Source organism: Epilithonimonas mollis (assembly GCF_900142325.1).
GTDB lineage: Bacteria > Bacteroidota > Bacteroidia > Flavobacteriales > Weeksellaceae > Epilithonimonas > Epilithonimonas mollis.
Map to the genome: position 1 here is coordinate 473,746 of NZ_FRAM01000001.1, position 25,931 is coordinate 499,676.

General features: G+C 36.8%; 29 protein-coding genes and 1 tRNA gene. 8 read left to right on the forward strand and 22 right to left on the reverse strand.

Annotated features, from left to right (window positions below; all coding sequences use genetic code 11):
• Window positions 1-84 precede the first annotated feature (84 nt).
• The 10 genes from BUA97_RS02065 to amaB all read right to left on the reverse strand — a co-directional run bounded on the left by BUA97_RS02065 (window position 85) and on the right by amaB (window position 9,227).
• The gene (locus BUA97_RS02065; protein ID WP_072996201.1) at window positions 85-1,179 is read right to left on the reverse strand and encodes a glycosyltransferase family 4 protein; all 1,095 of its coding nucleotides are present in this window, start codon (window positions 1,177-1,179) and stop codon (window positions 85-87) included.
• The gene (locus BUA97_RS02070) at window positions 1,179-1,967 is read right to left on the reverse strand and encodes a polysaccharide deacetylase family protein (protein WP_072996202.1); all 789 of its coding nucleotides are present in this window, start codon (window positions 1,965-1,967) and stop codon (window positions 1,179-1,181) included. The genes BUA97_RS02065 and BUA97_RS02070 overlap by 1 nt, the downstream gene beginning before the upstream one ends.
• A complete protein-coding gene (locus BUA97_RS02075) occupies window positions 1,968-2,897 on the reverse strand; it encodes a glycosyltransferase family 2 protein (protein WP_072996203.1) in 930 nt (309 codons plus the stop codon).
• Between the two features lie 13 nt (window positions 2,898-2,910).
• The gene (locus tag BUA97_RS02080) at window positions 2,911-4,110 is read right to left on the reverse strand and encodes a glycosyltransferase family 87 protein (RefSeq protein ID WP_072996204.1); all 1,200 of its coding nucleotides are present in this window, start codon (window positions 4,108-4,110) and stop codon (window positions 2,911-2,913) included.
• 58 nt (window positions 4,111-4,168) lie between these two features.
• On the reverse strand, window positions 4,169-4,981 hold the full coding sequence (locus tag BUA97_RS02085; protein ID WP_072996205.1) for a 2,3,4,5-tetrahydropyridine-2,6-dicarboxylate N-succinyltransferase: 813 nt from the start codon (window positions 4,979-4,981) through the stop codon (window positions 4,169-4,171).
• An 80-nt stretch (window positions 4,982-5,061) separates the two neighbouring features.
• On the reverse strand, window positions 5,062-5,598 hold the full coding sequence (locus BUA97_RS02090; RefSeq protein ID WP_072996206.1) for a C40 family peptidase: 537 nt from the start codon (window positions 5,596-5,598) through the stop codon (window positions 5,062-5,064).
• 294 nt (window positions 5,599-5,892) lie between these two features.
• Window positions 5,893-5,966: transfer RNA gene (locus tag BUA97_RS02095), tRNA-Ala, on the reverse strand.
• Between the two features lie 101 nt (window positions 5,967-6,067).
• Window positions 6,068-6,295, reverse strand: coding sequence for a putative signal transducing protein (locus BUA97_RS02100; protein ID WP_072996207.1), 228 nt, complete (start codon window positions 6,293-6,295; stop codon window positions 6,068-6,070).
• Window positions 6,296-6,359: 64 nt separating this feature from the next.
• Window positions 6,360-7,679, reverse strand: coding sequence for an L-lysine 6-transaminase (gene lat, locus BUA97_RS02105; protein ID WP_072996208.1), 1,320 nt, complete (start codon window positions 7,677-7,679; stop codon window positions 6,360-6,362).
• Window positions 7,680-7,688: 9 nt separating this feature from the next.
• A complete protein-coding gene (amaB, locus tag BUA97_RS02110) occupies window positions 7,689-9,227 on the reverse strand; it encodes an L-piperidine-6-carboxylate dehydrogenase (RefSeq protein ID WP_072996209.1) in 1,539 nt (512 codons plus the stop codon).
• A gap of 137 nt (window positions 9,228-9,364) precedes the next feature.
• On the opposite strand from amaB, the gene BUA97_RS02115 reads away from it, so the two are divergent.
• Together BUA97_RS02115 and BUA97_RS02120 are read left to right on the forward strand one after the other, a co-directional pair.
• Entirely contained in the window at window positions 9,365-9,553 is a 189-nt protein-coding gene (locus BUA97_RS02115) for a hypothetical protein (RefSeq protein ID WP_072996210.1), read from the forward strand.
• 11 nt (window positions 9,554-9,564) lie between these two features.
• Complete coding sequence (locus BUA97_RS02120; RefSeq protein ID WP_139258188.1) at window positions 9,565-9,747, forward strand: hypothetical protein; 183 nt, start codon at window positions 9,565-9,567, stop codon at window positions 9,745-9,747.
• On the opposite strand, the gene BUA97_RS02125 is transcribed toward BUA97_RS02120, so the two are convergent.
• Both BUA97_RS02125 and era read right to left on the reverse strand, forming a co-directional pair.
• Window positions 9,744-10,169: a DoxX family protein gene (locus tag BUA97_RS02125; protein ID WP_072996212.1), complete on the reverse strand. Its 426-nt coding sequence runs from the start codon at window positions 10,167-10,169 to the stop codon at window positions 9,744-9,746. The genes BUA97_RS02120 and BUA97_RS02125 overlap by 4 nt on opposite strands.
• 53 nt (window positions 10,170-10,222) lie before the next feature.
• Window positions 10,223-11,098 (reverse strand): GTPase Era, encoded by an 876-nt coding sequence (gene era / locus BUA97_RS02130; protein ID WP_072996213.1) that lies wholly within the window; start codon window positions 11,096-11,098, stop codon window positions 10,223-10,225.
• 173 nt (window positions 11,099-11,271) lie between these two features.
• Between era and BUA97_RS02135 the strand changes: the two genes are divergently transcribed.
• Window positions 11,272-11,952 carry a T9SS type A sorting domain-containing protein gene (locus tag BUA97_RS02135; protein WP_072996214.1) on the forward strand — a complete coding sequence of 227 codons (681 nt, stop codon included), beginning with the start codon at window positions 11,272-11,274 and terminating at the stop codon, window positions 11,950-11,952.
• Window positions 11,953-12,050: 98 nt separating this feature from the next.
• Window positions 12,051-13,055: a DHH family phosphoesterase gene (locus BUA97_RS02140; RefSeq protein ID WP_072996215.1), complete on the forward strand. Its 1,005-nt coding sequence runs from the start codon at window positions 12,051-12,053 to the stop codon at window positions 13,053-13,055.
• Window positions 13,056-13,190: 135 nt separating this feature from the next.
• Here BUA97_RS02140 and BUA97_RS02145 read toward each other — a convergent pair whose 3' ends face one another.
• The 7 genes from BUA97_RS02145 to tilS all read right to left on the reverse strand — a co-directional run bounded on the left by BUA97_RS02145 (window position 13,191) and on the right by tilS (window position 19,433).
• On the reverse strand, window positions 13,191-13,553 hold the full coding sequence (locus BUA97_RS02145) for a DUF1304 domain-containing protein (RefSeq protein ID WP_072996216.1): 363 nt from the start codon (window positions 13,551-13,553) through the stop codon (window positions 13,191-13,193).
• Between the two features lies 1 nt (window position 13,554).
• Entirely contained in the window at window positions 13,555-14,337 is a 783-nt protein-coding gene (locus BUA97_RS02150; protein WP_072996217.1) for an alpha/beta fold hydrolase, read from the reverse strand.
• 17 nt (window positions 14,338-14,354) lie between these two features.
• The gene (locus BUA97_RS02155; protein WP_072996218.1) at window positions 14,355-14,852 is read right to left on the reverse strand and encodes a hypothetical protein; all 498 of its coding nucleotides are present in this window, start codon (window positions 14,850-14,852) and stop codon (window positions 14,355-14,357) included.
• Between the two features lie 75 nt (window positions 14,853-14,927).
• The gene (locus BUA97_RS02160; RefSeq protein ID WP_072996219.1) at window positions 14,928-15,446 is read right to left on the reverse strand and encodes an ExbD/TolR family protein; all 519 of its coding nucleotides are present in this window, start codon (window positions 15,444-15,446) and stop codon (window positions 14,928-14,930) included.
• Window positions 15,447-15,571: 125 nt separating this feature from the next.
• Window positions 15,572-16,006, reverse strand: a complete 435-nt coding sequence (locus BUA97_RS02165; RefSeq protein WP_072996220.1) for a GNAT family N-acetyltransferase — start codon at window positions 16,004-16,006, stop codon at window positions 15,572-15,574.
• 2 nt (window positions 16,007-16,008) lie between these two features.
• Entirely contained in the window at window positions 16,009-18,075 is a 2,067-nt protein-coding gene (locus tag BUA97_RS02170; RefSeq protein ID WP_072997177.1) for a protein-disulfide reductase DsbD family protein, read from the reverse strand.
• A gap of 101 nt (window positions 18,076-18,176) precedes the next feature.
• Window positions 18,177-19,433: a tRNA lysidine(34) synthetase TilS gene (gene tilS, locus BUA97_RS02175; protein ID WP_245795787.1), complete on the reverse strand. Its 1,257-nt coding sequence runs from the start codon at window positions 19,431-19,433 to the stop codon at window positions 18,177-18,179.
• A 166-nt stretch (window positions 19,434-19,599) separates the two neighbouring features.
• On the opposite strand from tilS, the gene BUA97_RS02180 reads away from it, so the two are divergent.
• The 3 genes from BUA97_RS02180 to BUA97_RS02190 all read left to right on the forward strand — a co-directional run bounded on the left by BUA97_RS02180 (window position 19,600) and on the right by BUA97_RS02190 (window position 22,071).
• On the forward strand, window positions 19,600-20,436 hold the full coding sequence (locus BUA97_RS02180) for an OmpA/MotB family protein (protein WP_072996221.1): 837 nt from the start codon (window positions 19,600-19,602) through the stop codon (window positions 20,434-20,436).
• A gap of 240 nt (window positions 20,437-20,676) precedes the next feature.
• The gene (locus BUA97_RS02185) at window positions 20,677-21,324 is read left to right on the forward strand and encodes an O-methyltransferase (protein ID WP_072996222.1); all 648 of its coding nucleotides are present in this window, start codon (window positions 20,677-20,679) and stop codon (window positions 21,322-21,324) included.
• Between the two features lie 30 nt (window positions 21,325-21,354).
• Window positions 21,355-22,071 carry a C40 family peptidase gene (locus BUA97_RS02190; RefSeq protein ID WP_072996223.1) on the forward strand — a complete coding sequence of 239 codons (717 nt, stop codon included), beginning with the start codon at window positions 21,355-21,357 and terminating at the stop codon, window positions 22,069-22,071.
• 3 nt (window positions 22,072-22,074) lie between these two features.
• Here BUA97_RS02190 and BUA97_RS02195 read toward each other — a convergent pair whose 3' ends face one another.
• From BUA97_RS02195 to dnaA, 3 genes are all read right to left on the reverse strand, one after another.
• A complete protein-coding gene (locus BUA97_RS02195) occupies window positions 22,075-23,355 on the reverse strand; it encodes a dicarboxylate/amino acid:cation symporter (protein ID WP_072996224.1) in 1,281 nt (426 codons plus the stop codon).
• Between the two features lie 39 nt (window positions 23,356-23,394).
• Window positions 23,395-23,835 carry a low molecular weight protein-tyrosine-phosphatase gene (locus BUA97_RS02200; protein ID WP_072996225.1) on the reverse strand — a complete coding sequence of 147 codons (441 nt, stop codon included), beginning with the start codon at window positions 23,833-23,835 and terminating at the stop codon, window positions 23,395-23,397.
• 80 nt (window positions 23,836-23,915) lie between these two features.
• Complete coding sequence (gene dnaA / locus BUA97_RS02205) at window positions 23,916-25,370, reverse strand: chromosomal replication initiator protein DnaA (RefSeq protein WP_072996226.1); 1,455 nt, start codon at window positions 25,368-25,370, stop codon at window positions 23,916-23,918.
• Between the two features lie 136 nt (window positions 25,371-25,506).
• Between dnaA and BUA97_RS02210 the strand changes: the two genes are divergently transcribed.
• Window positions 25,507-25,917 (forward strand): acyl-CoA thioesterase, encoded by a 411-nt coding sequence (locus BUA97_RS02210; RefSeq protein WP_072996227.1) that lies wholly within the window; start codon window positions 25,507-25,509, stop codon window positions 25,915-25,917.
• Window positions 25,918-25,931: the final 14 nt, after the last annotated feature.

Here is a 25,931-nt window from a genome sequence, read left to right on the forward strand (position 1 = left end):
TTTTTAGTTGATAGTCGATGGTTGTTGGGATTGTCATCCTTAGCAAAGTCGAAGGGTCGAAGCCTTTGCAAAATTAAACTTCAATTAAAACAAACTTTTGTAAACCTTCATCACTTCATCAGCAATCACCTCATCATTGAATTTCTGTACGAATCGTAAACCCTTTTCAGCACGGCGTTTTCTTTCAGATTCGTTGTCCCAGAGAAAATTGATTTTTGCGCGGATGTCATCCACATTTTCAGGATTCACATAAACAGAATCCGGTCCGCCAGCTTCCGGAAGACAGCTTGTATTGCTTGTAATCACAACAGTTTCTGAGAACAAGGCTTCGATAACGGGAATCCCGAAACCTTCGAAAAAACTGGGATAAATGAAGATTTCTGCGAGTTTGTAAATCCCGGCTAATTCGTCCATAGAAACGCCAGACAAAAACTGAACTTCAACTTTTCCTTTCCGGATTTCTTTCTCGATTGAGCTAAAATATTTCGGTTTTATTGTTCCTACAACGACTAAAGGAATTTTAGAATCTTTTAAAGCTTTGACAACATTCAAAAGATTTTTTCTAGGTTCAATGGTTCCGACATTCAAAAGAAATTTCTCAGGAAGATTGAATTTTTCTTTGATTTGATTAAGAATTTCCTCCGATTGTTTTTCTTTGAAACCGGCGTGACAACCTTGATAAACCACTTCGACTTTATTTTCCGGAACTTTAAGATAATGAATAATATCCTGTTTCGTCTGCTGGGAAATCGCAATAATTTTATCCGCAGAAAGAGCCGCTTTTTTGAATTTCCAAAAATGAATTTTTCTATCAATCCAAGTGTAATATTCCGGATATCTTTCGAAAATCAAATCGTGGATGGTTACGACTTTTTTGATGGGTTTCGAGTTCCATCGCAAAGGCAATTCGCCGGACAAACCGTGGAAAATTTCTGCACCATTATTTTGCGCATCGATTCCTGTTTTGAGCTGTCGCGAAAGCATTCCTTTTGTTGTCTGGATAAAGGTCACGTTTGGCAATTTCAATATTGCTTCGCCACGTTCTGATTTCTTTTTATTGAATAATAAATATTGATTATCAGGAAAATAACTTGCTAAAACCCGGACCAGATCGCGGGAATAATTTCCTAAGCCAGACCAGCTGGAAAAAATACGTTTGGCGTCGTAAGCAATCTTCATTAATTCTTATTTTTTTGAATCCAGTTTTCCAAAAAATCTTTGGTTGTGGAAAACTGATAGTTATTTTTCTTCGCCCATTTGATAAAATCATCGAAACGATTGACCATTGCAGCATTCGTATTTTTGAAAGTAAAAGCAGGTAATTTATATTTTGGATTCGAGATGTCTGCAAATTCCCAAGGATGAAAATAGATGTTCAAAAATCCTGTTGAATCTAAAGACAACTTTGATAGAAATTTATAAATCCAAAGCGGAAAGTTATGAAAACTTAACCAAAACAATGGAACTCTGAATATTGTAGAAACCGAAGCCGGAAACTGCAAAACTTTCTTTTGCCAAAAAGGTTTTCTGCTGACATTGAAGTTATTATATCTTCCTGGCAAATAAGTGGGATTAATGGAAGAATTGTAGAAATATCCGGCCTCAGAAACCGCATCTTCCGAAACCGGACTCATTCTCGGCATTCTCAGTCCAACAACTTTTGTATCAAATAATTTTTCTAATTCCAGTCTCGATTCCAACAAATGTTTTTCTTCAAAATCTGAATGAAACCAAGTGTGGGAAGCCAATTCGTGACCTTCGGAAAGTAATTGCTTGACTAAATCCTGATTAGTTTCCGCAAAAACAACGGTCGAAAAGAAAGTCGCCTTGATTTTATTTTCTTTTAAAATTTTCAGAATATTCTGCAAACCTTTTCTGGAAATAGCCAGTTGTTCCGCAAAGGGAATCTCGCCATTATATTCCAAAGGCATATCAAATTCTTCGATGTCGAAACTTAGTAAAATCATTTATAATTTTTTTGAACGAACGATATAATTAGGACGTTCTTTGACTTGTTTGAAAATTTTGCCCAGGTAGATCCCGAATATTCCTAAAATAATCAACTGCAGGCCACCGAAGAAAACAATGGTCATAATCAGCGATGCCCAACCTGAAATTTCGGTACCAGAGACGAAGGATTCAATCACATAAATCCCGTAACCAACCACAGAAAGCACGGAAAACATAAAGCCCAAATACGCCGCAAGATACAAAGGTTTCACACTGAAAGCCGTAATTCCCGTGAAGGCAAACTTCATCATTTTCTTGATATTATAACTGCTCTCGCCGGCATTTCTCGTGCCTGCAACAAAACTGATTGTGGTTTGTTTATAACCCATCCAACTCGTCAGACCTCTTAGAAACAAATCATCTTCGGTGAAATTTCGGAAAGACTGAACAACGTTCGCATCCATTAATCGGAAATCGGAACCACCTCCATTTTTCAAATCGACATCGGAAATTCTAGAAAGAAATCTGTAAAATATTTCGGAGGTTTTCTTCTTAAAAAAAGATATTTCTTTGGGATATTTTCGGTTGGTCAAAACCACATCATAACCTTCTTCCCATTTCTGAATGAGTTCTGGAATAAGTTCCGGCGGATGTTGCAAATCGGCGTCCATCGAGATAACGGCGTTTCCATCTGCAAAATCCAAACCTGCTTTTACGGCAGGCTGATGACCAAAATTTCGTGAAAATTCTATGAATTTGACATTATTAAAATCCTGACTGAGTTTTTCCAAAATCGCTTGAGAATTATCCCGACTTCCATCATTCACGAAAATCATCTCGAAATTGTAATTCTCAAGTTTGGAAAAGACAGCTTGGATTCTTTGATGCATCAAGGAAATATTGCCTTCTTCGTTGTGAACTGGGATAACGATGGAAATCTTTTTCATCAGTTTAAAATCATTAATCTAATTGATAATCTTTTCCAAAATCTTTTGTCAGCAATTCATACATCACTCTGAACCAAACTAATATACACGGAATTGCTTTGGTAGAATATTTCATAAAAACATCTTCTTTGATTGATTTTGGAAATAAATCCGAAAATGCAAAACAAGTGAAAATCATTACAAAAATCAATAAACCAATGTCAATTCTGGTTAATTTTTTCTGCATCAGAAACCAAATCATCACCCCGGCAATCGCAATAATGTAAGTCGGACTTTCTGAGCCCGAACTGAAAAGTACTACAAACAATAATGTTGAAGATAGAATCATCATTTGAAATGGTAAAAATTTAAACTGTTTTGTTCTGATATAAGGCAACATAAATATAATAAATCCAGGAATCAAAAAAATCAAATTGGAAATGCTCGCATCGCCCAAAACTCTTCTTACAACGCCCATCAAAGAATAATCCTGACGTGTTCCCAAAGCTTGATTTTCAAGATTTTTCCCCGACAAAGAAGTGTACCAATCAAAGTAGGATTGAACTCCAAATTTCGGACTTGAAATCATCATTGGTAAGACGAAAAATAGAATTGAGATTACAATTAATGAAATAATGAATTTGGTTTTATTCTTAACAAAGAAAAACGCGGAAAGTCCTACTATTCCGTAGATTTTTACAAAAACTCCGATGAGAATAGCGAAAGCAGATTGGGCTTCTTTTCTTTCATAAATGTAAATTGCAGACAACATCAGTAACCCCGTCAGAATAATATTAAACTGAAAATAAGTCGCCGCAGTGATAAATTCCTGAAGACACAGCCACGCAAAAAAAGATTTTTTTCTATCTGAAAAAGGAAATTTGTAAATCGCAAAAAGGAAAACTAAAGTGCTTGCAACATTCCATAAAACTGCACCAAAACCGTCTGGCATCATCGCAAAAGGCGCAATCAAAAGACTGAAAAAGACACCATAATGATTGCTGTCAAAAAACAAATCGGGATATTGCGAGAAGATATTTCGTTCCTGCAACGTATTATAAAACACACCTTTGAAAATCAGATAGTTGTTGTAACCGCCTGTTCCTCTTCTGTATTTGCTATAAGCCGTGATCGCAGAAACAATCACGTAAATCACAAATATAATCCGGTAATCCGAAATGAATTTTAAGAACTTTCCTTTCACAGTCTTTTGGTTATTAATTAAAAATGTCATCCTAGCAAGACGTTAATTCCCATTAGAATGACAAATATAAGTTTAAAAATGATAGCTATTAAACTGCTACATTATTTTCTCTCAAAGCATCATTAAGAGAGGTTTTTTTATCCGTAGATTCTTTTCTTTTTCCGATAATTAAGGCGCAAGGAACCTGATATTCTCCAGCTGGAAATTTCTTCGTATAACTTCCCGGAATCACCACAGATCTTTCCGGAACGTAACCTTTCATTTCTACAGGCTCATCTCCCGTTACGTCTATGATTTTAGTGGACATTGTGAGACAAACATTAGCTCCTAAAACCGCTTCCTTACCAACACGAACACCTTCAACAACGATACAACGTGAGCCAATAAAAGCATCATCTTCGATGATTACCGGTGCAGCCTGCAAAGGCTCCAGCACACCACCAATTCCTACGCCGCCACTCAGGTGAACATTTTTACCAATCTGAGCACAACTTCCAACGGTAGCCCAAGTGTCAACCATTGTTCCGGAATCTACATAGGCACCGATATTCACATAAGAAGGCATCATAATCACACCACTCGCCACGAAGCTTCCGTGTCTTGCAATTGCGTGAGGAACAACTCTTACCCCTTTTTCAGCATAATTTTTCTTCAAAGGAATTTTATCGTGAAATTCGAATGGACCAACTTCTATCGTTTCCATTGTCTGGATTGGGAAATACATCACCACGCCTTTCTTCACCCATTCGTTGATTTGCCATCCGTTTTCGGTTGGTTCTGCCGTACGCAATTCGCCGGCATCTAGTTTTGCAACTACTTCTCTCACTGCATTCTGGTATTCTTCTTCTTTCAAAAGTTCGCGGTTATCCCAAGCTTTTTCGATTTTTTCCTGTAAAGACATATGATTTATAAATGATAATTGATTAACGGATAATTGATGTTATCTTGGATTAAATTTCATCCAATGCAAAAATAAAAAAACTAAAGCACACTTCTAGCGAAAAGGAAAGCTTTGTTCCAATAAGCTTCATTCAGAGATGAGATAATAACGCCTTTTGATGTTGAAGAATGGATGAAAGTAATCTCGCCGCTGTTGGTAATCTCGTGGACAATGCCAACATGCGATATGGTGGAACCGCCGGCCGTCGCAAAAAAGAGAAGATCTCCGGGTTTGACTTTTGAAACCTCGACAGAATTTCCTGCTTTAGCCTGATCCTGGGATCGTCTGGGAAGTTTCATATCATTCTCATCAAAAACCTTACAAACCAATCCGGAACAGTCAAAGCCTGCTTTTGTGTTACCCGCATATTTATAGGGACTTCCCAGATAATATTCAGCGTCGTTGATAACTGAAGCACGTTTCCCGGAAACATTTCCGGCATAGTTGGAATTAAGCTTTTTAAGATTGACAGATTTCGTAGCTGTCGGTTTTTTATAAGTATATTTTCTGGCAGAGCTGGAAGTGCCGCAAGACATCAGAACCATCGAGAGAAGTATGAGTAATACAGTTTTATTCATTGAGTTATAGCAAAAAATAGTTTTTCCCCGATAGTTTTTATTTTCGATTACCTAACAAAAGTAGCACAGTTAAATATTTAAAACAAATATTTGAAACAAAAATGCGCTAAAAAATAACAGCCGATAATAAATTTTGCGATAAACTAAAAAAATAAGAGGGCAACTAGTGCCCCCTTTAATCAATAATCGGGTTTTCTATGAACTCGATTACTGTACGGAATAGCATACAAATTTTTTGCCAAAATAAAAATCAATCTCCTGAATTTCAGAAGATTGATTTAAATAAAATAAAAGTGGAGAATACGGGGATCGAACCCGTCACCTTTAGACTGCCAGTCTAACGCTCTAGCCAGATGAGCTAATTCCCCATTTCTTTTGCAATGATAAGGATTTTTTTGATGCTAAAAAAAATCGGGATCAAAAATTTTGAACCCGATTTCTGTAAAACGTAAAATTTAAAAATATGAAATCAATTTTGGTTTGATTTTAAATATTCGTCGATAATTTCGAAAGCTTTTTTCTCGTCTTTGATATCTACTTTGACAAAAGTATTGGTTGCAGTGGGTGTAGACAGAAAACTAAGATAAGAATTCTCTACATCGCATTTTATACCTGCATCTTCCAGCTTCGATTTTACCAGCTGGATCTCCTGCGGACTGTTGCTTTCATAAACAGCCACTCTAGTTGTTGCATCCATAATTTTAGATTTTGATTTTAAAAGCAAAGCAATTTACGAAAAAAATATCAAAATCTAAAATTCATTATATTAAATCCTGAAATATATCATTAATTTTATCTAGAATAATCTGGATTTCTTCTTTTGTTACATTAAGATGCGGACGGAATCTAAGCGACTGGTCGCCACAGGTCAGGATGATAATTCCCTCATCATACAGTCTGCTTCTCAGCCATTCTCTTGACTCGCCATCTTTCAGGTCGAATGCACACATCAGACCTTTCCCTCTTGCTGCAGAAATATGGTCCGGAAATTTTTGTTCCAGCTTTTGCAATCCGTTCAGTAAAAACTCACCAACGGCTCTGGAATTTTCTACAAGATTTTCATTTTCTATCACTTCCAAAACCAATTGAAAACGTAGTATATCAATAAAGTTACCTCCAAAGGTAGAATTGATCCTGGAGCTTTCTTTAAAAACGTGGTTTTCTACTTGATCCAGTTTTTCTTTATTGGCAAGAATCCCGCAAACCTGTGTTTTTTTTCCAAAAGTTATAATATCCGGAATTATGTCAAGATGCTGATAAGCCCACATTTTTCCGGTCATTCCTATTCCCGTCTGTACTTCGTCAAGAATTAAAAGAATTTCGTTTTCATCACAGATTTTTCTTAACTCAGTGAAGAATTCATTTCTGAAATGATTGTCACCGCCTTCTGCCTGAATCGGTTCGATAATAACGCAAGCCACTTCATCAGGATTTGCCAATATCGCTTCCTGAATATGTAACAAAGCCAATTGCTCGTGTTTGACTGTTTCCTCAAGATTATCTTCTGTGATTGGGAAATTCAGCTTCGGATTGGTAATTCTTGGCCAGTTAAATTTTGGAAAATACTGATGCTTCCTTGGGTCAGAAGTATTGGTTAAAGATAATGTATAACCACTTCTTCCGTGAAAAGACTGCTTGAAATGGATTACAATTCCTGCTTCTTTGTCAATATTCTTTTGCCAGTTTTTTCTCGTTTTCCAGTCGAAAGCAGTTTTCAAAGCGTTTTCAACCGCCAGAGCGCCACCTTCGACAAAAAAGCAATAAGGCAGTTCTTTCGGGATTGCAACTCTGGAAAAAACCTCCATAAAATCCGCATATTCCTGAAGATAAACATCACTCAGCGTTGGTTTGTAAACGGCCATTTTTCCCAGCCAGTTAGCTCTTTCCAATACATAAGGATGATTGTATCCTATGGAAGCTGAGGCAAACATGGAGAACATGTCCAGATATTCTTTTCCTGTGAGACGGTCTGCAATATAAGATCCGTGGGATTTTTCAAAATCCATTACAAAATCGAAACCGTCGGCAAGGATATGTTTTCCTAGGGTTTCTTTAACTTTATTTTCTGTAGCTGTTATCATATTTGTATTTTAAAGGTCAAATTTAATTCCCTGCGCCAAAGGTAAACTGGTTGTATAATTAATGGTATTTGTCTGTCTTCTCATATAATATTTCCATACATCTGAACCTGATTCTCTACCGCCTCCGGTTTCTTTTTCGCCACCAAAAGCACCACCAATTTCTGCACCGGAAGTTCCGATATTAACATTTGCAATGCCACAGTCGGAGCCGCCATAAGATAGGAATAATTCTGCTTCTCTTAGATTCTGCGTCATGATTGCTGATGACAATCCTTGTGGGACATCATTCTGGATTGCGATTGCTTCGTCCAGAGTTTTGTATTTTATTAAATAAAGAATCGGAGCGAAAGTCTCGTGCTGAACAATTGCATAACTATTTTCAACTTCTGCGATACAAGGTTTTACGTAACAACTTGATTTGTAATCATTACCTTCCAAAACACCACCTTCAACCACGAACTTTCCACCTTCAGATTTACACTTTTCAATAGAGTCCTGATATTGTTTTACAGCAGACTGGTCTATAAGCGGACCAACATGGTTGGTTTCATTCAGAGGATTTCCGATTTTCAATTGTCCGTACGCTTTTACCAGACGGTTTTTCACTTCGTCATATACGGATTCGTGGATGATAAGTCGTCTTGTAGAAGTACATCTTTGGCCAGCTGTTCCCACTGCGCCGAAAACTGCGCCGATGATTGACATATTAAGATCAGCATTTTCTGTAATGATAATCGCATTATTTCCGCCTAATTCCAGAATTGATTTTCCGAAACGTTCTGCAACATTTTTTCCAACGATTCTTCCCACTCTTGTAGAACCTGTGAAAGATACCAATGCTACTTTTTTGTCTTTTACCAGTCTGTCGCCAATCTCGTGGTCTGCAATCAACAGATTTGAAATACCTTCCGGAAGATTATTTTCTTTAGCAACTTCGTTGAATATATTCTGGCAGGCAATTGCACACAAAGGCGTTTTTTCTGATGGTTTCCAGATGACAACATTGCCGCATATCCATGCTAAGGCTGCGTTCCAGCTCCATACGGCTACCGGAAAATTAAAAGCTGAGATAACACCTACAATTCCCAGCGGATGATATTGTTCGTACATCCTGTGGCCTGGTCTTTCGGAGTGCATTGTGTAACCATGAAGCTGTCTTGACAAGCCCACTGCAAAATCGCAGATGTCGATCATCTCCTGAACTTCGCCCAGACCTTCCTGAAGGGATTTCCCCATCTCGTAGGAAACCAATTTCCCCAAATCGTCTTTGTACGCTCTCAATTTGTTACCGAACTGACGAACCATATCCCCTCTTTTGGGAGCCGGGATCTGCCTGAATTCTATATAAGCTTCCTGTGCTTTTGCAAGAACTTTTTCATAATCCTGATGGTCTGAAGCGTTAACAGAACCAATAAGTTTTCCGTCTACCGGCGAGTAGCTTTCTATTTTTTCACCTGAAGAAAAGAAATCCCGGCCTGTGGAAGTACCATGGTTTTCTGATGTGATTCCTAATCTTTTCAGGTTTTCTGATATCGAAACTGAGGACATAAATTTTTAATTTTTTTAAAGTCCCTAAAGATAAAAATATATTTTGACCGGCAAAATTAAAAAACTAACAAGCGTTAGTATTTGTGTTAATAAGATACTTTTGAGTATGAAAATAAAGAATTTGAGATCAGAGAGGTATGATTGAATTACCAATGCGTGAAGGCGAAGGCATTATCGGAGCTCTTCTGGTGAAAAGCTGCAAGTTTCCACCAGAAAGCAACTGCCCGCAGACCAACCTCTTTATTACGATAGAGTCGGAAAAGACGGCAGTCAAAATTTTAATTATTTTGAATCAATCTAAACTGCGGGATTTTTCTTACTTTTGAAAAAAATAAAAATGGATAATAAAGAAAAACCTGACGTTAAAATACCGAAGTGGAAACTGTGGGTAAAACGTTTTGGAATCGGTGGGATTATTTTTTTTACGGTAAAAGGCATTATCACTTCAACACTGATCTATTTTCTAGGCAAGAATTTCTGGGTTATCATCAGAGATTATTTTTCACAGTGGTTTGACTAATAAACCGCTTCTTTTTTGGAAAATATCCAGTCCACAGAATACTTTCCGGCGCCTAATATTAATATTGAAAAATAGAAGAAAAAGTACAAAAGGCTCAGTTCTTTTTCTGAATACTCATCCGGACCGTGCACTATAAAAAATGCGACCAGCATTGTTATCATAAGAGGAATTGCAGCAAACCTTGTAAGAAATCCAAGAATGATGAAAACTGAACAAGCCACCTCTGCAAAAACAACTAAAACAAGCGTAATCGCTGAGCCAAGTCCGAGAAAACTCATGAATTCTATCTTGTCGTTCGCAATCAGTTTTTCCAATTTTGGCAAACCATGTGTTAGCATTGATATTCCGATGAAGAGACGAAGTGTCAGAGTTAAAAGGTTCAATACATTTTCACTTGTCCGGGAAGAATTGAAATTTCTCATTTCTGAAACAATTTAGATCAAAGCTACAAAAAAATCCTTTAGATAAAAGGATTTTAACGATAGCCAAAATTTTTCAGGTCTCTGTCATTCTTGCGCCAGTCTTTTTTGACTTTAACAAAAAGATTGAGATGTATTTTTTTGCTGAAAAATTTTTCCAAGTCCAGGCGGGCTTCTGTTCCCACTTTTTTGATAGCTTCGCCTTTGTGACCGATCAGAATCCCTTTTTGTGTATCGCGTTCCACATAAATGATGGAATCGATAAAAATAATGCCTTCTTTTTCCTTGAACATCTCTGTCACGACTTCTACGGAATATGGAATTTCTTTATCATAATTCAGGAGAATTTTCTCGCGGATGGTTTCATTTACAAAGAAACGTTCCGGCTTGTCTGTGTACTGGTCTTTGTCATAATAAGGCGGGTTTTCCGGCAACATGGATTTCAGCTTCGGGAGAATCACGTCTGTATTGAATGCGTTGAGTGCGGAGATCGGAAGAATCTCTGCTTTTGGTATTCTCTCGTGCCAGTCGGTTGCAATTTTTTCCAGATCCCCTTGTGTGGTCTGGTCAATTTTATTTAACAGTAACAAAACCGGAACTGGGATTTTGTTCAGTTTATCGATCAGGAATTCTGATGCCTCAGCCTTATCTGTTACATCTACAATAAACAAAAAAACGTCCGCATCCTGCAAAGAATCTTTTACGAAATCCATCATTTTTTCCTGCAATCCGTATTTCGGATCCAGAACCCCAGGCGTGTCCGAAAATACGATCTGCAAATCCTCTTCATTATAAATCCCGAAAATCCTGTGGCGTGTTGTCTGTGCTTTCTGAGTGACAATGGCCAGCTTTTCTCCCATCAGTTGATTAAGAAGTGTAGATTTTCCTGCGTTTGGCTTTCCGACTATATTTACGAATCCTGCTTTATGCATTGATTTTAAATTAAATGATTAACATGAAAAGATATGAGAATAAATTTTAATGCACTGCAAAGTTACGGAAATTTTGACGGACAATTTTAGATTATATAATAGTAAATCCGTCAATATTTTACAATTCTATTTTAATTAATTAATAACTTTATAGCCAATAAAAACTATCGCTTATGAAACTACTTTACTTTTTAATTTTTACTACGAACTTAGTCGTTGCTCAAAATCCAGATTTGTTGAATACAAAATGGCAAATCACAAAAATTGTGGGAGAATTATTACCTGGCAATCTGTATGCGCCTTCAATGCCCTATCAACAATCCACTACTTTTAGTACCAGCCCTCCGCAGCTAAGCATATCATTTTTTAATAATGTTTCAGCCAACCTGACTTTCAGTGGTGATAATATGTTCAGTGTAAATAATAAATCTTGTACTTCGGGAGATTATATGGATGATAATGGCCAGGTTAACCAGTTTTTCGGATTATTATGCAGTTTTTTTAATGTGGGTAACGGTCATTATTACAGCATACAAGATAACGGCAATGAAAAAACATTAATTATCAGCAACTCCATCTTTCAGGAAATTCATTTTAAATCCGCAAATCTTTCTGTTAAAGAAAACGAATTTGCTAAAATTAATATGTATCCCAATCCTGCAACAGATTATATTATCGTAGATAATTTGAAACCTAATTCATCTTTGGAATTGCTTGACAGCTCTGGAAAATTGGTAAAAACAATTTCTTCTATTAAGTTTGATAGAACTGAACTTAATATTAAAAATCTGCCTTCGGGAATATATTATCTGAAGGTTGACGGACAACCAATTCAGAAAATTATTAAAAAATAATTACTATAAAAAAACAATAAAAATCGGTTCATTTTTGAGCCGATTTTTTTATTTTAAAGTTTTACCTTTGGAGCCTTACTTTTTTCAAATAATCATTTATGTTTACAGCCAAAGAAATTTCAGAAATCAATCATCTTCTCGTTCCGGAAAACAACATCGTTATCGTGACGCATCATAATCCGGACGGCGATGCCATTGGCTCATCTCTTGGTCTTAAACATTATCTGAAAGCAAAAGGCATAGAAGCCATCGTCATTACGCCAAATGACTTTCCAAAGTTCCTGAAATGGATGCCGGATGCTAAGAAAATCGTGATCGGAGAATATAAAAGAAAAGTAGCTGGTGAAGCGATCTATAACGCAGACGTGATTTTCTGCCTGGATTTCAATTCGCCTTCCAGAATAGGAATTCTCGGTGAGTGGGTTACCAAGTCCAGAGCCAAAAAAGTACTTATCGACCACCATCAGATGCCGGAACAGTTTGATTATGTTTATTCTGACACCACGGTTCCTGCGACTTGCCAGATGGTTTATCATTTCATCCAGGAAAATAACGAAGAAAACCTGCTAAATACTGATGCCGCACAATGCCTTTACACAGGAATCATGACCGATACCGGGGGATTCCGGTTCCGTTCTACCAGTGCTACAACACACAGGATTGTTGCCGAACTCATTGAAAAAGGAGCAGATCCCGCAATTATTACCTCAAACACCTGGGACACGAATACGATTTCCAGATTGCATTTGCTCTCTCTGGTTCTCGGAAGAATAGAACTTGTAAAGGAAGGAAAAGTAGCTGTTCTCTGGCTGAAACGTTCCGAACTGAAAGAATATGGTTTTGACAAAGGTGATACGGAAGGCTTCGTAAATTATGGACTGAGTATTGCCGGGACAAAAATGGCGGTTTTCTTTATGGAAGATCTTTACGAGGATTTTATCAAGATATCTTTCCGTTCCAAAGAAAATGTTGACACGAATCAGTTTGCCAGAAAACATTTCAACGGCGGCGGGCATATCAATGCTTCCGGCGGGAAATATTTCAAGTCGATTGAAGATACCATCGAGGATTTTAAAGATATCGTGGAACAGGAAGTATTTTAAAGCTGAATTTAATTTTCTGTACAGAAACACGATTTGACAGACAAAGACCCTAGCCCCGATAGCAGCGGCATCCTTTTTTGCTGAGGAATAACCCGGCAAAAAAGATATAGCGGATAGCGGGAAACAGCTCCAAAATTATCTTACCAAAACGGCAATCAACGCAATAACTGCAGGTAATGCCTGAACGAAAAAGATTTTCTTCGAAGCTGTCATTGCGCCATAAATGCCTGCTACAATAACACAAACCAAAAAGAAAACGGCGACATTTTTTGCCCATATCTGGTCGCAGATCAATAAGCTCCAGATGAGTCCTGCAGACAAAAACCCGTTGTATAACCCCTGATTGGCGGCCAAACCTTTCGTTGGTTTAAAAAGTTCTGACGGAATGGTTTTAAAGGTTTTTTTGCCGAGTGTTTCCCACGCAAACATTTCCATGTAAAGAATATAAAGATGTTCCAGCGCAACAATTCCGATAAGGATTTTTGAGATTATTTCCATATTATAAAATAAGTTTTTTGGGTAAATGATGCAGCAATTCCGTATTAAGAACCGAGGCACAAATCTCCGGCTTTTCCCAATGTCCGTTGTGTCCGCAGTCCAGAATATATGATTTGATATTGGTTTTGTCGGGAAGGTTTTTGATGGTTTTTTCGGAATTGACCGCCGAATCGTGTTTGCCGGACAAAACCAGAATTCTGCCTTCAAAGTTTTCCAGGACGGATGTTCGGTCGGGACGTTCTATCATTCCTTTTTGTGAGGCCAGAACGCCGTCGACAGAAGAGCCGTATGCGATCTCTTTTGCAAGTTTGATTTTAGGCTCAAGAATATCATGCTCATTGGGGTTAAAAAGGTTAGGAACACCAGCATTGACGAAAGCACGAAGATTTTCTTTGATGATTCTCAAACCTTTTTTTCTGGTCTCTTTTTTAGCTTCGTCATCCGCAAAATAAGTGGAAAAAAATAAGGTGAAAGATTTCAAAACCTCAGGAAATTTTTCAGCAAAAGCCAGAGAAATATAACCACCCAGCGAGTGTCCCAGCAAATGAAATTCTGTCAAGCCCAATTCGTCAATAACTTTTTTGACTTCATCTGCCATTATTTCAGAAGTTTGGATTTCTGCAACAATTTCGGACTTTCCGAAGCCTGGCAAATCGATTTTAATCAAACGAAATTTATCCGACAGAAACGGAATCATATCATCCCAAATTGACAGATTCTCCATAAACCCGTGCAAAAGAACCAGATCTTCTTGACCGTTACCTTCTATAATATAATTAAGCATTTTTATAATTGAGTTATTTAAAATTTAATATAGATCTCATCAGAGAATCCCGAACTGTTTACAGATTGCTGCAGCCTGAAGGATTTTCCGCCGTCTTTCGTCAGGAATGTTAACCGCCCTTTTCTGATGTCTGTTTTTCCGTTATCATTTTCACGGATGCTTTGCCTGATTGTCCCTTCAAAACTGAGATGTCTTTCAGAAAGCATATCACCAGTGCCTTCGATTGTCAGATAATTTTTTCCGTTCCGGATTTCACCTTTGATTTTATATTCGTCTCTGCCGGTTTTTGTAAAGCTTATTTTTCCTTTTCCGGCAATCATATCATGTGTAAGAATATGTGTGCCATCCCAGTCTCTGAATCGATTGTGGCTCAAAATACTATCATTGATCTTTGTTCTCGCTGCATTGATAGAATCAATGATTTTTACGCTGTCAGCTTTTGATGTTACAGATTCAGAAGATTTCTTACAGGCAACGATTGAAAGTAAAATAATAACCGTTAAAATATTTTTCATAGTTTCAATTTTCCTCACGAAAATAAATAAAAAAGAGCGTCTGACAGACACTCTTATTAAAATTATTAGTAAATATTATTCAATTCTTTTTTGATACAACTCTTTTTCTCTATCATTCATTTCAGCTATTCCGTATCGTTCCGACTTCGTGATTGCCAATTCATCCAGCATATCAACCACTGTCTTGTACTGTGAATCATCAGCCGGTTTTACGATAACTGTGAAAATATTCTTATCCTTAGCATTTGCTTTTGCAGCTTCAATTGTTTTTGCAACCTGAGCTTTATCAAAAGAAATTTCTTTCAGACTTTTATCTGTCAGATCTTTTTTATCAGCCTGATAATAAAAAACTCTTCCTTCTTGTCCAAGAATAAAACTAATTGAATTTTTAACGTCCACTTCTGTTGTATTGATCGGTCCTTTTGCAGGTAATCCGACATTCATCACATTTGGTTTAGAAAAATTAGTGGTGAACATAAAAAATGTAATCAGTAAAAATCCCAAATCCACCATTGGCGTCATATCTACCCGAATCGGCTTTTTGTTCTGCGTTTTCTTTCCGGTAGATTGCTCTTTAATTTGTACTTCTGCCATAGTCTTAATTTTTAGTAGTTAGCAATATAAAATAAGAATCCATAACGATTTGTTATCATTATGGATTTTTGAATACAAATTATATACCTAATTCGTTATTTTGTTATAAAATACTATTCAATGAATTATAAATTTTGCCATTTTTCCCAAGTCATCTGGAATCTGATCTCTTTTCCGTACGTCCCGATTTCTTCCCAACCAGAAAATCTATAGAATTTTTCTGCCCTTGTATCTGGTTCTGTTCCTAAGCAAACAGGAGTTTTTGTTTGTTTAAAATACCAATTCAGCATCTGGTTATGTAGTTGTTTTCCAATGCCCTGATCTTCAAATTCCGGATTTACAAACAACGCCCAGATATTATTCTTCGCTAAATCCACAATGGCAAAACCGACAATTTTATTTTTAATTTCACAAACCCAGCCTTTTCCTTTGTCTTTAAGATAGATTTCATAATCTTTATCTTTTACAATATCAGGATTTGATAATTGATTTTCTTTCACAGAATTACGAACAGTCTGCATTTGTGGAATATCATTAATATTAGCTTCTCTAAAATTCATAGTTATTTATTTTTATAATATTCAATTCCGCATTTCAGGAATTTTTTGAAATCTTCTTTCGGCATATAGCCGGAAACCGGTGAATTAATAACTTTTTGATCAGGCGTGACCAGAACATAATGCGGCTGAGAATTATTATTGAAATTAACTTGCTGGAACAAACTCCATTTGTCGCCAATAGTTTTCACTTTCTTCATCTGCCCTTCGCCCATATCAATTTTGATTTGCTCATTCTCCGGTAATTCTTCTTTATCATCCACATAAACCGAAGCGACAATCACATCATTCTGGAGAATCGGTAAAATATCATCCTGACTCCAGACAAACTCTTCCATTTTTCTACAGTTTTCGCAACCATAACCTGTGAAATCTATCAATACAGGCTTGTTTTCTTTCTTCGCTACTTCTATCGCTTCGAAGTAATTGTGATAAGGTTTCAAACCTAGAATTCCATCTTCTTCTTTATGGAAATAACTAACATTCAATGGTGGCAGAATCCCGCTTAGTAATTGTAATTTTGGCTTCTCGGAAGGAATTAAACCTTGAATCAAATACACCACAAATACAATTCCGAAGACGCCCAGAATTCTTCTTCCCAAACTGATTTTCGGATTTTTATCATCGTGCGGAAACCTTATTTTTCCGAATAAATAAATAACTAATCCTATAGCAATGATTATCCAAAGCCCGATAAACAGTTCTCTTTTCAGCAAGAAAGTTTTGGAAACCAAATCTGCTTTGGATAAGAATTTTAAAGCTAAAGCCAACTCGATGAATCCAAGCACAACTTTCACAGTGTTCATCCAACCACCAGATTTTGGTAAACTTTGCAACGCTTGAGGAAACAATGCTAACAATCCGAAAACCAATGCCCAAGCCAATCCGAAACCAGCCAAAGCAAACGTCAATAATGTCGGAACATTCGTTGCGCCTGCAACAACTCCTCCTAACAAGCTTCCTAAAATCGGACCTGTACAAGAGAACGAAACGATGACCAAGGTCAAAGCCATAAAGAAAACCCCAATCAATCCGCCCGCTTCTTCGGCTTTGGAAGATTTGTTGGCAATAGAACTTGGCAATGTAATTTCGTAATAGCCGAAAAAGCTCAATGCAAAAAATAAAAATATGGCGAAGAAGAATAAATTGAGCCAGATATTCGTCGAAATCTGATTGAAAATATTACCCGAAATCCCGTCAATGATATGGAATGGAATACTCAATAAAACGAAAATCAACAGAATGAAAAATCCATAGATAAACGAATCTCGCTTCCCTTTTGCTTTGTCTTTGTTACCTTTTGTAAAGAATGAAACCGTCAACGGAATCATTGGAAAAACGCAAGGTGTCAACAATGCAATCAGTCCACCTAAAAATCCTAATCCCAGAACAAGCCAATTATCGTTAGCTGGTTTTTGCTGAGCAGTTCCACAATTGGTCAAAGGATTCTTGAAATCTAAAGAATTGATTTTCAAACCGTCTTGTTTTGCAACTGCAGGCGATTCAATATTTGTTGGTTTCAGAACGGTTCCAACTTGTCCCGCCGGAGCAACTTCATAGACGGTATCTTTTGTGTTATCAACATTTTCAGTAGAGGCAACCGTTTTGATGCCTTCGATCTGCTTTTCAAATTCGAGAGTATTTGGGGCCAGACAGACGCGGTCATTACAAGTCTGATACATTATTTCAGCCGTGATTGTCGCTGGCTTCGTCGCATCTTTTGGTTTGAACTTCTGCTTGAAAACTACTTTATTGGAATAATAAACAATCTGAGCGCCAAAAGCTTCCGAAAATTCATCGTGTTTTTTCCCCAATTCCTGAACTTTCCCAAGCAACTGAATTCCTTGCTTTGATGTGATTTTAAACTCGGTCGGAATACCGGAATCTGGTGGCAAATCCTGAGAATAAATATGCCATTTGTCCTCAATAGTTCCCGTCAAAACAGCTTCATATTCATCTTTTCCAACGGAAACCACATCAAATTTGAACTTAACCGGATTTTTTATCTGTGCGTTGAATAGGGTTATTATTAATAGAAAAAGTGTTGATAACACCAGTTTTAAATCTTTCATTTTTTTCTTTCTTTTTTCATTTTCACCACAAGGTTCACAATGTTTTGTCACAAAGTACACAACGTTGTGAGCTTTGCCACAAAACATTGTATTCTTTGTGGTTAAATTTTTATTTCTAAACTTTCAATATTTGAAGATGAAAACCTTCCGTCTTGACGAAAAGGCAAAACTCCTAAAACTCGGTCTTCAGCATCACAAAGAAGCCAGATTTTTTGCTTGGCTAAAATAGACAATTTTTCATCCTTATAAAACTTCGAAATTTTCTTTTTACCAATCATTCCGATAGGGAAAAACAAATCGCCTTCTTGTTTTTTTCTCAATTTCAAAGGCAATCGGATTTTATTTTTATCAATCTTCCAAAAACAATTACCAAACGTTTTTATTTCATTTTTAATATGTTCAGGAATAACAATTTCATTTCCTACAATATCCAGAATAATTGAATCTTCCAATTTTTGATTTCCGACTTTCGATTTTTGTCTAAAAATCAATTCGTGTCGATTAATAATTAGTTCAAATTCAGAATTATAAAACGAGCTTCCAGTTTGAGCAGTTAGAAATTTTTGCATTTCCTTGTCATCATTGAAACCAAATCTTTTTAAAATCTCATATTGAATCAGTTCAGATTCTTGGGAGAATGTTTGTTTATCGATGATGATTTGATTTTCGTCAGAAGTTATTTTGAGAATTTCAATTTTTTCATCAACTGATTGATTGATAAAATCCTTAGCTTGATTAATATAATTGATACTTTTCGAAAAATTATTTAGAAAATCTGAATTGATTTTTTCCAATTCAGGAATAATTTTGTGTCTGATTTTATTCCTTAGATAATCTGTTTTCTGATTGGATTTATCTTCCCGAAAATCAATTTGATTCTCTTTTGCAAATTCATAAATTTCATCCTTAGAAAAATCAAGAAGCGGGCGAATAATTCCGTTTTCATTTTGTGGAATTCCACTCAAACCACGGATGCCGGAAGCTTTGGAAAGATTAATGATAAAAGTTTCCAATTGGTCATTCAGATGATGTGCTGTTACTAGGAAATCAAGATTTTCTTTCTGTTGAATTTCTCTGAAAAATCGATATCTCAATTCTCTCGCCCAATTTTGAATCGAATTTTCCGGTTGATTATCTTTCTGAGAAACATCATACAAATGAAAAGGAATCTGATGCTGTTTACAAAAGTCAGAAACCAGCTTTTGATCAAGGTTAGAATCCTCATTACGAAGATGATAATTGATGTGCGCAATATGAAAATTAAATCCCGAAACCTGAAATAAATCAGCTAAAACCATCGAGTCTACCCCTCCACTTACAGCTAAAAGGTATGTTTTTTGTTGTGGTTGGTGGAGCATTTGCTTTAACAGGTTTTGAAATTTTAAGAGACTTAACACAATTTTATAACGAAACATTAAGTTATAAGCACAAATATACAGTTATTAATTCTTACTTTTGAAACGATTTAAAAACCATAAAACCAATAACCACTCAATAAAAGCAATAAACAAATAAATATTTACTATGAGATTATTTAAAATTTTGACCATTACAGCTGTGGGACTTTCCCTTGCTTCTTGTGTCAGCAAAAAACAATTCGATGCACTTAATCTGAACTACAAACAATGTATAGAAGATGCGGGTGAAAGAATGCGCCAAATCCAAGATTTGAAAGGAGAAAACTCTTCTTTGAAAGGTCAAAACGACTTACTTGTGGGACAAAACAACGCTCTTAAATCCAGTTTGGACGCTTGTTTATCTAATGCAGGAAAAGGTTCTGCTAACATTGATAAATTGGTTGGGGAGATCAACGCTTCCAATGCTTACATCAAGCAATTGATTTCAGGAAAAAGCAAAAATGACAGTTTGAACTTGGCTTTATCAAACAAGTTGAAACGTTCTCTTGATAACGTTGCAGACCAGGATGTAGATGTGAAAGTTCTGAAAGGTGTCGTATTGATCTCATTATCAGACAAGATGCTTTACCAAGTTGGAAAATATGACATCCAGCCAGCTGCAGCAGACGTTTTAGCGAAGGTTGCAAAAGTCATAAACGATTATGACACTTACAGCGTTTTGATTGAAGGTAATACCGATAACACACCACTTAGTAGCGCTAACGCTCCAAGAGATAACTGGGACCTTTCCGCACTCAGAGCAACAGCAGTGGCGAAAGTTTTACAAAATCAGTTTGGCGTGAATCCTAACAGAATTACCGCAGGTGGTAGAGGAGAATATAATCCTAAAACAACCAACGCTTCAGTTTCCGGACGTGGCGAAAACCGTAGAACGGAGATCATCATTATGCCTAAGCTGGATGAATTTATGAAGCTGATGGACATTGCGCCAGTTAAGAAATAAATGATAAAAGATGAATGATAATTGCTTTTCATTCAGAATTTAGAAAACTAAACCTTGTCAGAAATGGCGAGGTTTTTTTATTTGGGCAGCTTTATCCGCCTTCCACTCCCGCTATTTTTTGCCTTTGCTTTTCCAGCCATAAAAAATGAGCTCCGTTCAAGTCGGGCTGCAGATTAGACATCAATCAACATTGGTCTAACTTAAACATTTAGTACCTTTGCCAAAAACTCCAAACTCCCAATGAGTTATTTTGAAGAATTAGACAAAGAAATGGACAGATACTTGGAAGAAACCGCTTCCGAAGAACCTGCCATTCTCAAAAAATTAAGAAAAGAAACGTATCAGAAAACGACCCAGCCGCATATGATTTCCGGCTATTTGCAAGGTCGTCTCTTAAGTATTTTGTCCCATATCGTCCAGCCAAAAAACGTTCTGGAAATCGGAACTTTTACAGGTTATGCGGCTTTGAGTATCGCTGAAGGTTTACCAAAAGACGGAAAAATATACACGATTGACAAGAACGAAGATTTAGCTTATATTCCGAAAAAATATTTTGCGGAAAGTGATTACAAAGACCAAATCGAATTCATCATCGGTGATGCAAAACAAGAAATCAAAAAATTAGATAAAGTCTGGGATCTGATCTTCATCGATGCCGACAAAGAAAGCTATTTGGAATATTTGAAACTCATCAAACCCAATCTACGTTCAGGAAGTATCATTCTTATCGATAATGTTCTTTGGTATGGAAAAGTCCTTGAAAATAATCCGAAAGACAAGCAAACGGAACAAATCAAACTCGTGAATAAAATCATCTCCGATGATCCTGATTTCGAAAATCTAATCTTACCTTTGCGAGACGGATTAAATCTGATCAGAAAGAAATAATTCGTATTTTTAAATTCATAATTGATTGAAATGACCAAAGGCATCTGCAATGTTTCCATCGCTCCGATGAGAGCGGACAGCTCAGACAAAAGTGAGATTGTATCCCAACTTCTTTACGGTGAATCTGCGGATATCATCGAAGTGAAAGATAACTGGACCAAAATCATAACACATTACGATAATTATGAAGCGTGGATGGACACAAAACAAATCTCGCCTGTTACCGAGGAATTCCTGAAGTCAAGAAAAATCAATCTTGTAAAAGAGGCTTTCCAGTCTGCGATGGCAGAAAACGGAAGAACATTGCTTTCCATCGGATCCGAAGTGACTTTTGAGACCACTTCTCCAACCAGAGGCGAAAATCTTAGCGAAAGCATCGTAAACTGTGCGAAAGAATTTTTAAACGTCCCTTATCTCTGGGGCGGTAAAAGCTTTTTCGGGATCGATTGCAGCGGTTTCACGCAAATTATTTATAAAATCCATGGCATCAAAATTCCGAGAGATACTTACCAGCAGGCGGAAATTGGGGAAGTATTAACCTTTATCGAAGAAGCAAAGCCTGGTGATCTTGCATTTTTTGAAAATCCGGAAGGCAGAATCCATCACGTTGGAATTATCCTGACTGATCAGAAAATCATCCATGCCCACGGAAAAGTAAGGATCGACAGCCTAGACTCCAGCGGAATCTTCAACAAGGATCAGAATAGACACACGCACAAATTGAGATTTATACGCTCTTACTTTTAAGTTTTATCCATTCAGAACTTCTTGCAAACGTTCTTTATCCAATCGGTTTTCCCAGTTGGAAACGACAACCGTAGCGACAGCATTTCCAATGACATTGGTCAGTGCGCGACATTCTGACATGAATTTGTCAATTCCTAAAATCAAAGTCATCCCGGCAATGGGAACTTCCGGAACAACCGCCAAAGTCGCCGCCAATGTTATAAATCCAGCTCCTGAAACACCCGCTGCATCTTTCGAGCTAAGCATCGCCACCAAAAGCAAACCAAGCTGATGTTCCAGAGTCAAGTCAATGTTGCAGGCCTGAGCGATAAAAAGTGCTGCCAAAGTCATATAAATGTTGGTTCCGTCAAGGTTGAAAGAATAACCTGTAGGAACGACTAAACCGACAACACCTTTGTCACAGCCTGCGTTTTCCATTTTTTTCATCAGTCCGGGAAGTGCAGGCTCAGAAGAACTTGTTCCCAAAACCAATAAAATCTCGTCCTTAAGATATTTCAGAAATTTGAAAATACTGAATCCGTTATACGACGCCACACTTCCCAAAATCAAAATAACAAACAGCGCCGAAGTCACATAAAATGTTCCGACAAGCATTGCCAGATTTTTCAGAGATTCTACACCGTATTTTCCAATCGTGAAAGCCATTGCTCCGAAAGCACCGACGGGAGCTAGTTTCATCAGAATTTCTACAATCTTAAAAATCGGAATCGTCAAAGTCTGGAGAAAATCCTGAATTGGCTGACTTTTATCGGATGTGATGGCCAAAGCAACTCCGAACAGAATAGCTACCAATAAAACCTGCAGAATATTATCACCCGTCAAAGGACTGAAAAGCGTTTCCGGAATGATGTTGAAAATAAAACTGACCATCGAATTGTCATGGGCGGCTTTGACATATTTCTCGATTTCTGCGCCGTTGAGAGTATTCGGGTCTATATTGAGACCTTTTCCCGGCTGAACAAGATGACTGACTATCATCCCGATGATCAATGCTAAAGTAGAAAATGTAAAGAAATAAATAAAAGCTTTCCCTGCAACTCTCCCAACTTTTTTGAGGTCGCTCATTGCGGCAATTCCGGTAGAAACGGTCAGGAAAATCACTGGCGCAATGATCATTTTCACCAGTCTGATAAATCCATCACCTAAAGGTTTCATTTTCTCGCCCAACTCAGGATAGAAATATCCGAGGGAAACACCGAAGACGATTGCGATTAATACCTGAATATAAAGATGCTTATAGAGTTTTTTAGATTTTATTGGGTTTTGTTCAATGTCGAGATTCATAAGAATGGCTTGTCTTACAAATTTAGAATTGTTTATGAATTATATCATGTTGTTCTTTATTTTTTCTGCGATTATTTCGCAAGATTCATCCAGCATTTTATAAACTTTATCAAAACCGTCGATTCCTCCAAAATAAGGGTCAGGAACTTCGAGTTCGTTATCGAGAATCAATCTGATTTTATGTTTCTGAGAATCATCCGCCATTTTCAGAAGATCTTTATAATTATTTTTATCCATACAGAAAATCAGATCAAATTCATCAAAATCTGATTTCTTGATTGGTCTTGATTTCTGCATCGAGATGTCGATTCCGTTTTTGAAAGCAGTTTTTACCGAACGTTCGTCCGGGCCATTTCCTTCGTGGTAATTTATAGTTCCTGCGCTGTCGATGAAATAACTGTCATCAAGCTTAGATTTCAAAATTCCTTCAGCCAAAGGACTTCTGCAAATATTTCCGAGACAAACCATTAGTATTTTCATAATTTCAAAAATTGTAAAGTGTAATAACTTTAAATTTATTAAAAAAAAAAGGATTTAAAAAAATTTAAATCCCTGTATTGTTATTGAGCAATCTTATCTTTCAGATCCTTGATGTATTTCTTCAATTCCTTATCGATTTTGGACACATCCCGGATCGTGTCACAGGCGTACATTACTGTTGAATGGTCTTTCCCGCCCATTTCTTCACCGATTTTCGTAAACGTAGCATTTGTATATTCTTTTGCGAAATACATTGCTAATTGTCTTGGCAAAGCGATTTCTCTTTTTCGGGTTTTAGACAGCAATTGCTCTCTTTGAATCCCGAAATAATCGCATACAACTTCCTGAATGTAAGGAATATTGATGGTTTTCTTCTGAGTTGTCGCTAACTTATTGATTGTATCTTTTAAAAGATCCAGGCTGAAGTCGGATTTATAAACTGTAGAATAGGCGATCACTGCATTCACAACGCCAATTAGCTCTCTGACACCGTTGGTTTTCACTTCCGAAGCAAGATAGTCCAGCATGTCGTCCGTCAATTCGATCCCGTCACGGCTTAATTTATCAACGATAATTTTTCTTCTTGTCTCAAAATTCGGCGATTTGATTTCTGCAGAAAGTCCCCATTTGAAACGGGAAATAATTCTCTCCTGTGTATCCAGAATATCAGCTGGTGCTTTATCAGACGTCAGGATAATCTGTTTGCCATTTTGATGAAGGTAATCAAAAATATGAAAGAAACTGTCTTGCGTCGCAGCTTTACCGGACAAGAACTGAATATCATCGATAATCAAAACATCAATCATCTGATAATAATGCTGAAAATCGGTTTTATTCTGAGACTTCGCAGCCTTTACAAAATCCTGTATAAATTTTTCTGAAGACTGGTACAAAACCACTTTTTCCGGATAAGTAGCTTTCACTTCCAGCCCGATTGCCTGAGCAAGATGTGTTTTCCCAACGCCATAACCTCCATATACAAATAATGGATTGAAAGCCGTTGAACCTGGTCTTTTTGCGATAGATTTTGCAACTGTGCAGGCAAATTTATTGCTTTCTCCTTCTACAAAATTATCAAAAGACTGATCTGCTTTCAGATTAGAATCAATATTGATTTTTTTAATTCCGGGAACAACAAAAGGATTGATATTATTTTCCTTAATAACCGGACGAGCTTCTTGTATTTTCGGCGTTTGTGTAGAAATCCCCTTCACGTTCACAGTAATAGGCTTTTCTTTTCCGGAAGGTTTATTTTCCATCACAGAATACCACAATTTTACTCCTTTACCGATATTTTTTTTAAGCGCAGCAGACAGTAAAGACAAGTAATTGTCCTCGATATATTCTTTGTAAAAATCACTGGGAACAAGCAACGTGAGATTATTGTTCACCAAAGAAATTGGCTGAACTTTATCAAATAACAAGTCGAAAGAGTTTTCTAACTTTTTGAGGTCTGTGTTATCCTCCGCTGCGTTTAGATTATCCCTCATAAACTGAAGGCATCTATCCCAGATCAATACTAAATTTTCATTCATTTTGCTGCTGCTATTTCCGGTGGGATTTTTAGTTTTTTAAGAAGACAACAAATATCTAATTATTAATTTTCATAAAAAAATTTTTTCGCTATTGATTATTAAAAAATATATTTGTATGAATTATTAACGACTTAAAATGATACATACAACCAACTCAATACGAGTGCGTTACGGAGAAACAGACCCGATGAAATACGTCTATTACGGGAACTACGCAGAATATTTTGAAGTAGCAAGAGTTGAGCTTTTCCGCAAGCTTGGGATGTCTTATGACGAAATTGAAAAGAAAGGGATTTTTCTTCCCGTTTCTGAATATAAAATTAAGTATTTGAAACCAGCACTTTATGACCAGCTTTTGGAAATTCATACTTATATCAGAAAAATTCCGGGTGTGAAAATCGAGTTCGATTATGAAATTTATAATCAAGATAAAATCAAAATCACAGAAGCTTCTACAACCCTATTTTTTCTGGATGCTGAAACCAATAAAATTGTAAGATGTCCTGATTTTCTTCTGGATCTGATCAAGGAAAATTGGAAGGAATAAATTGTGTCACTCTG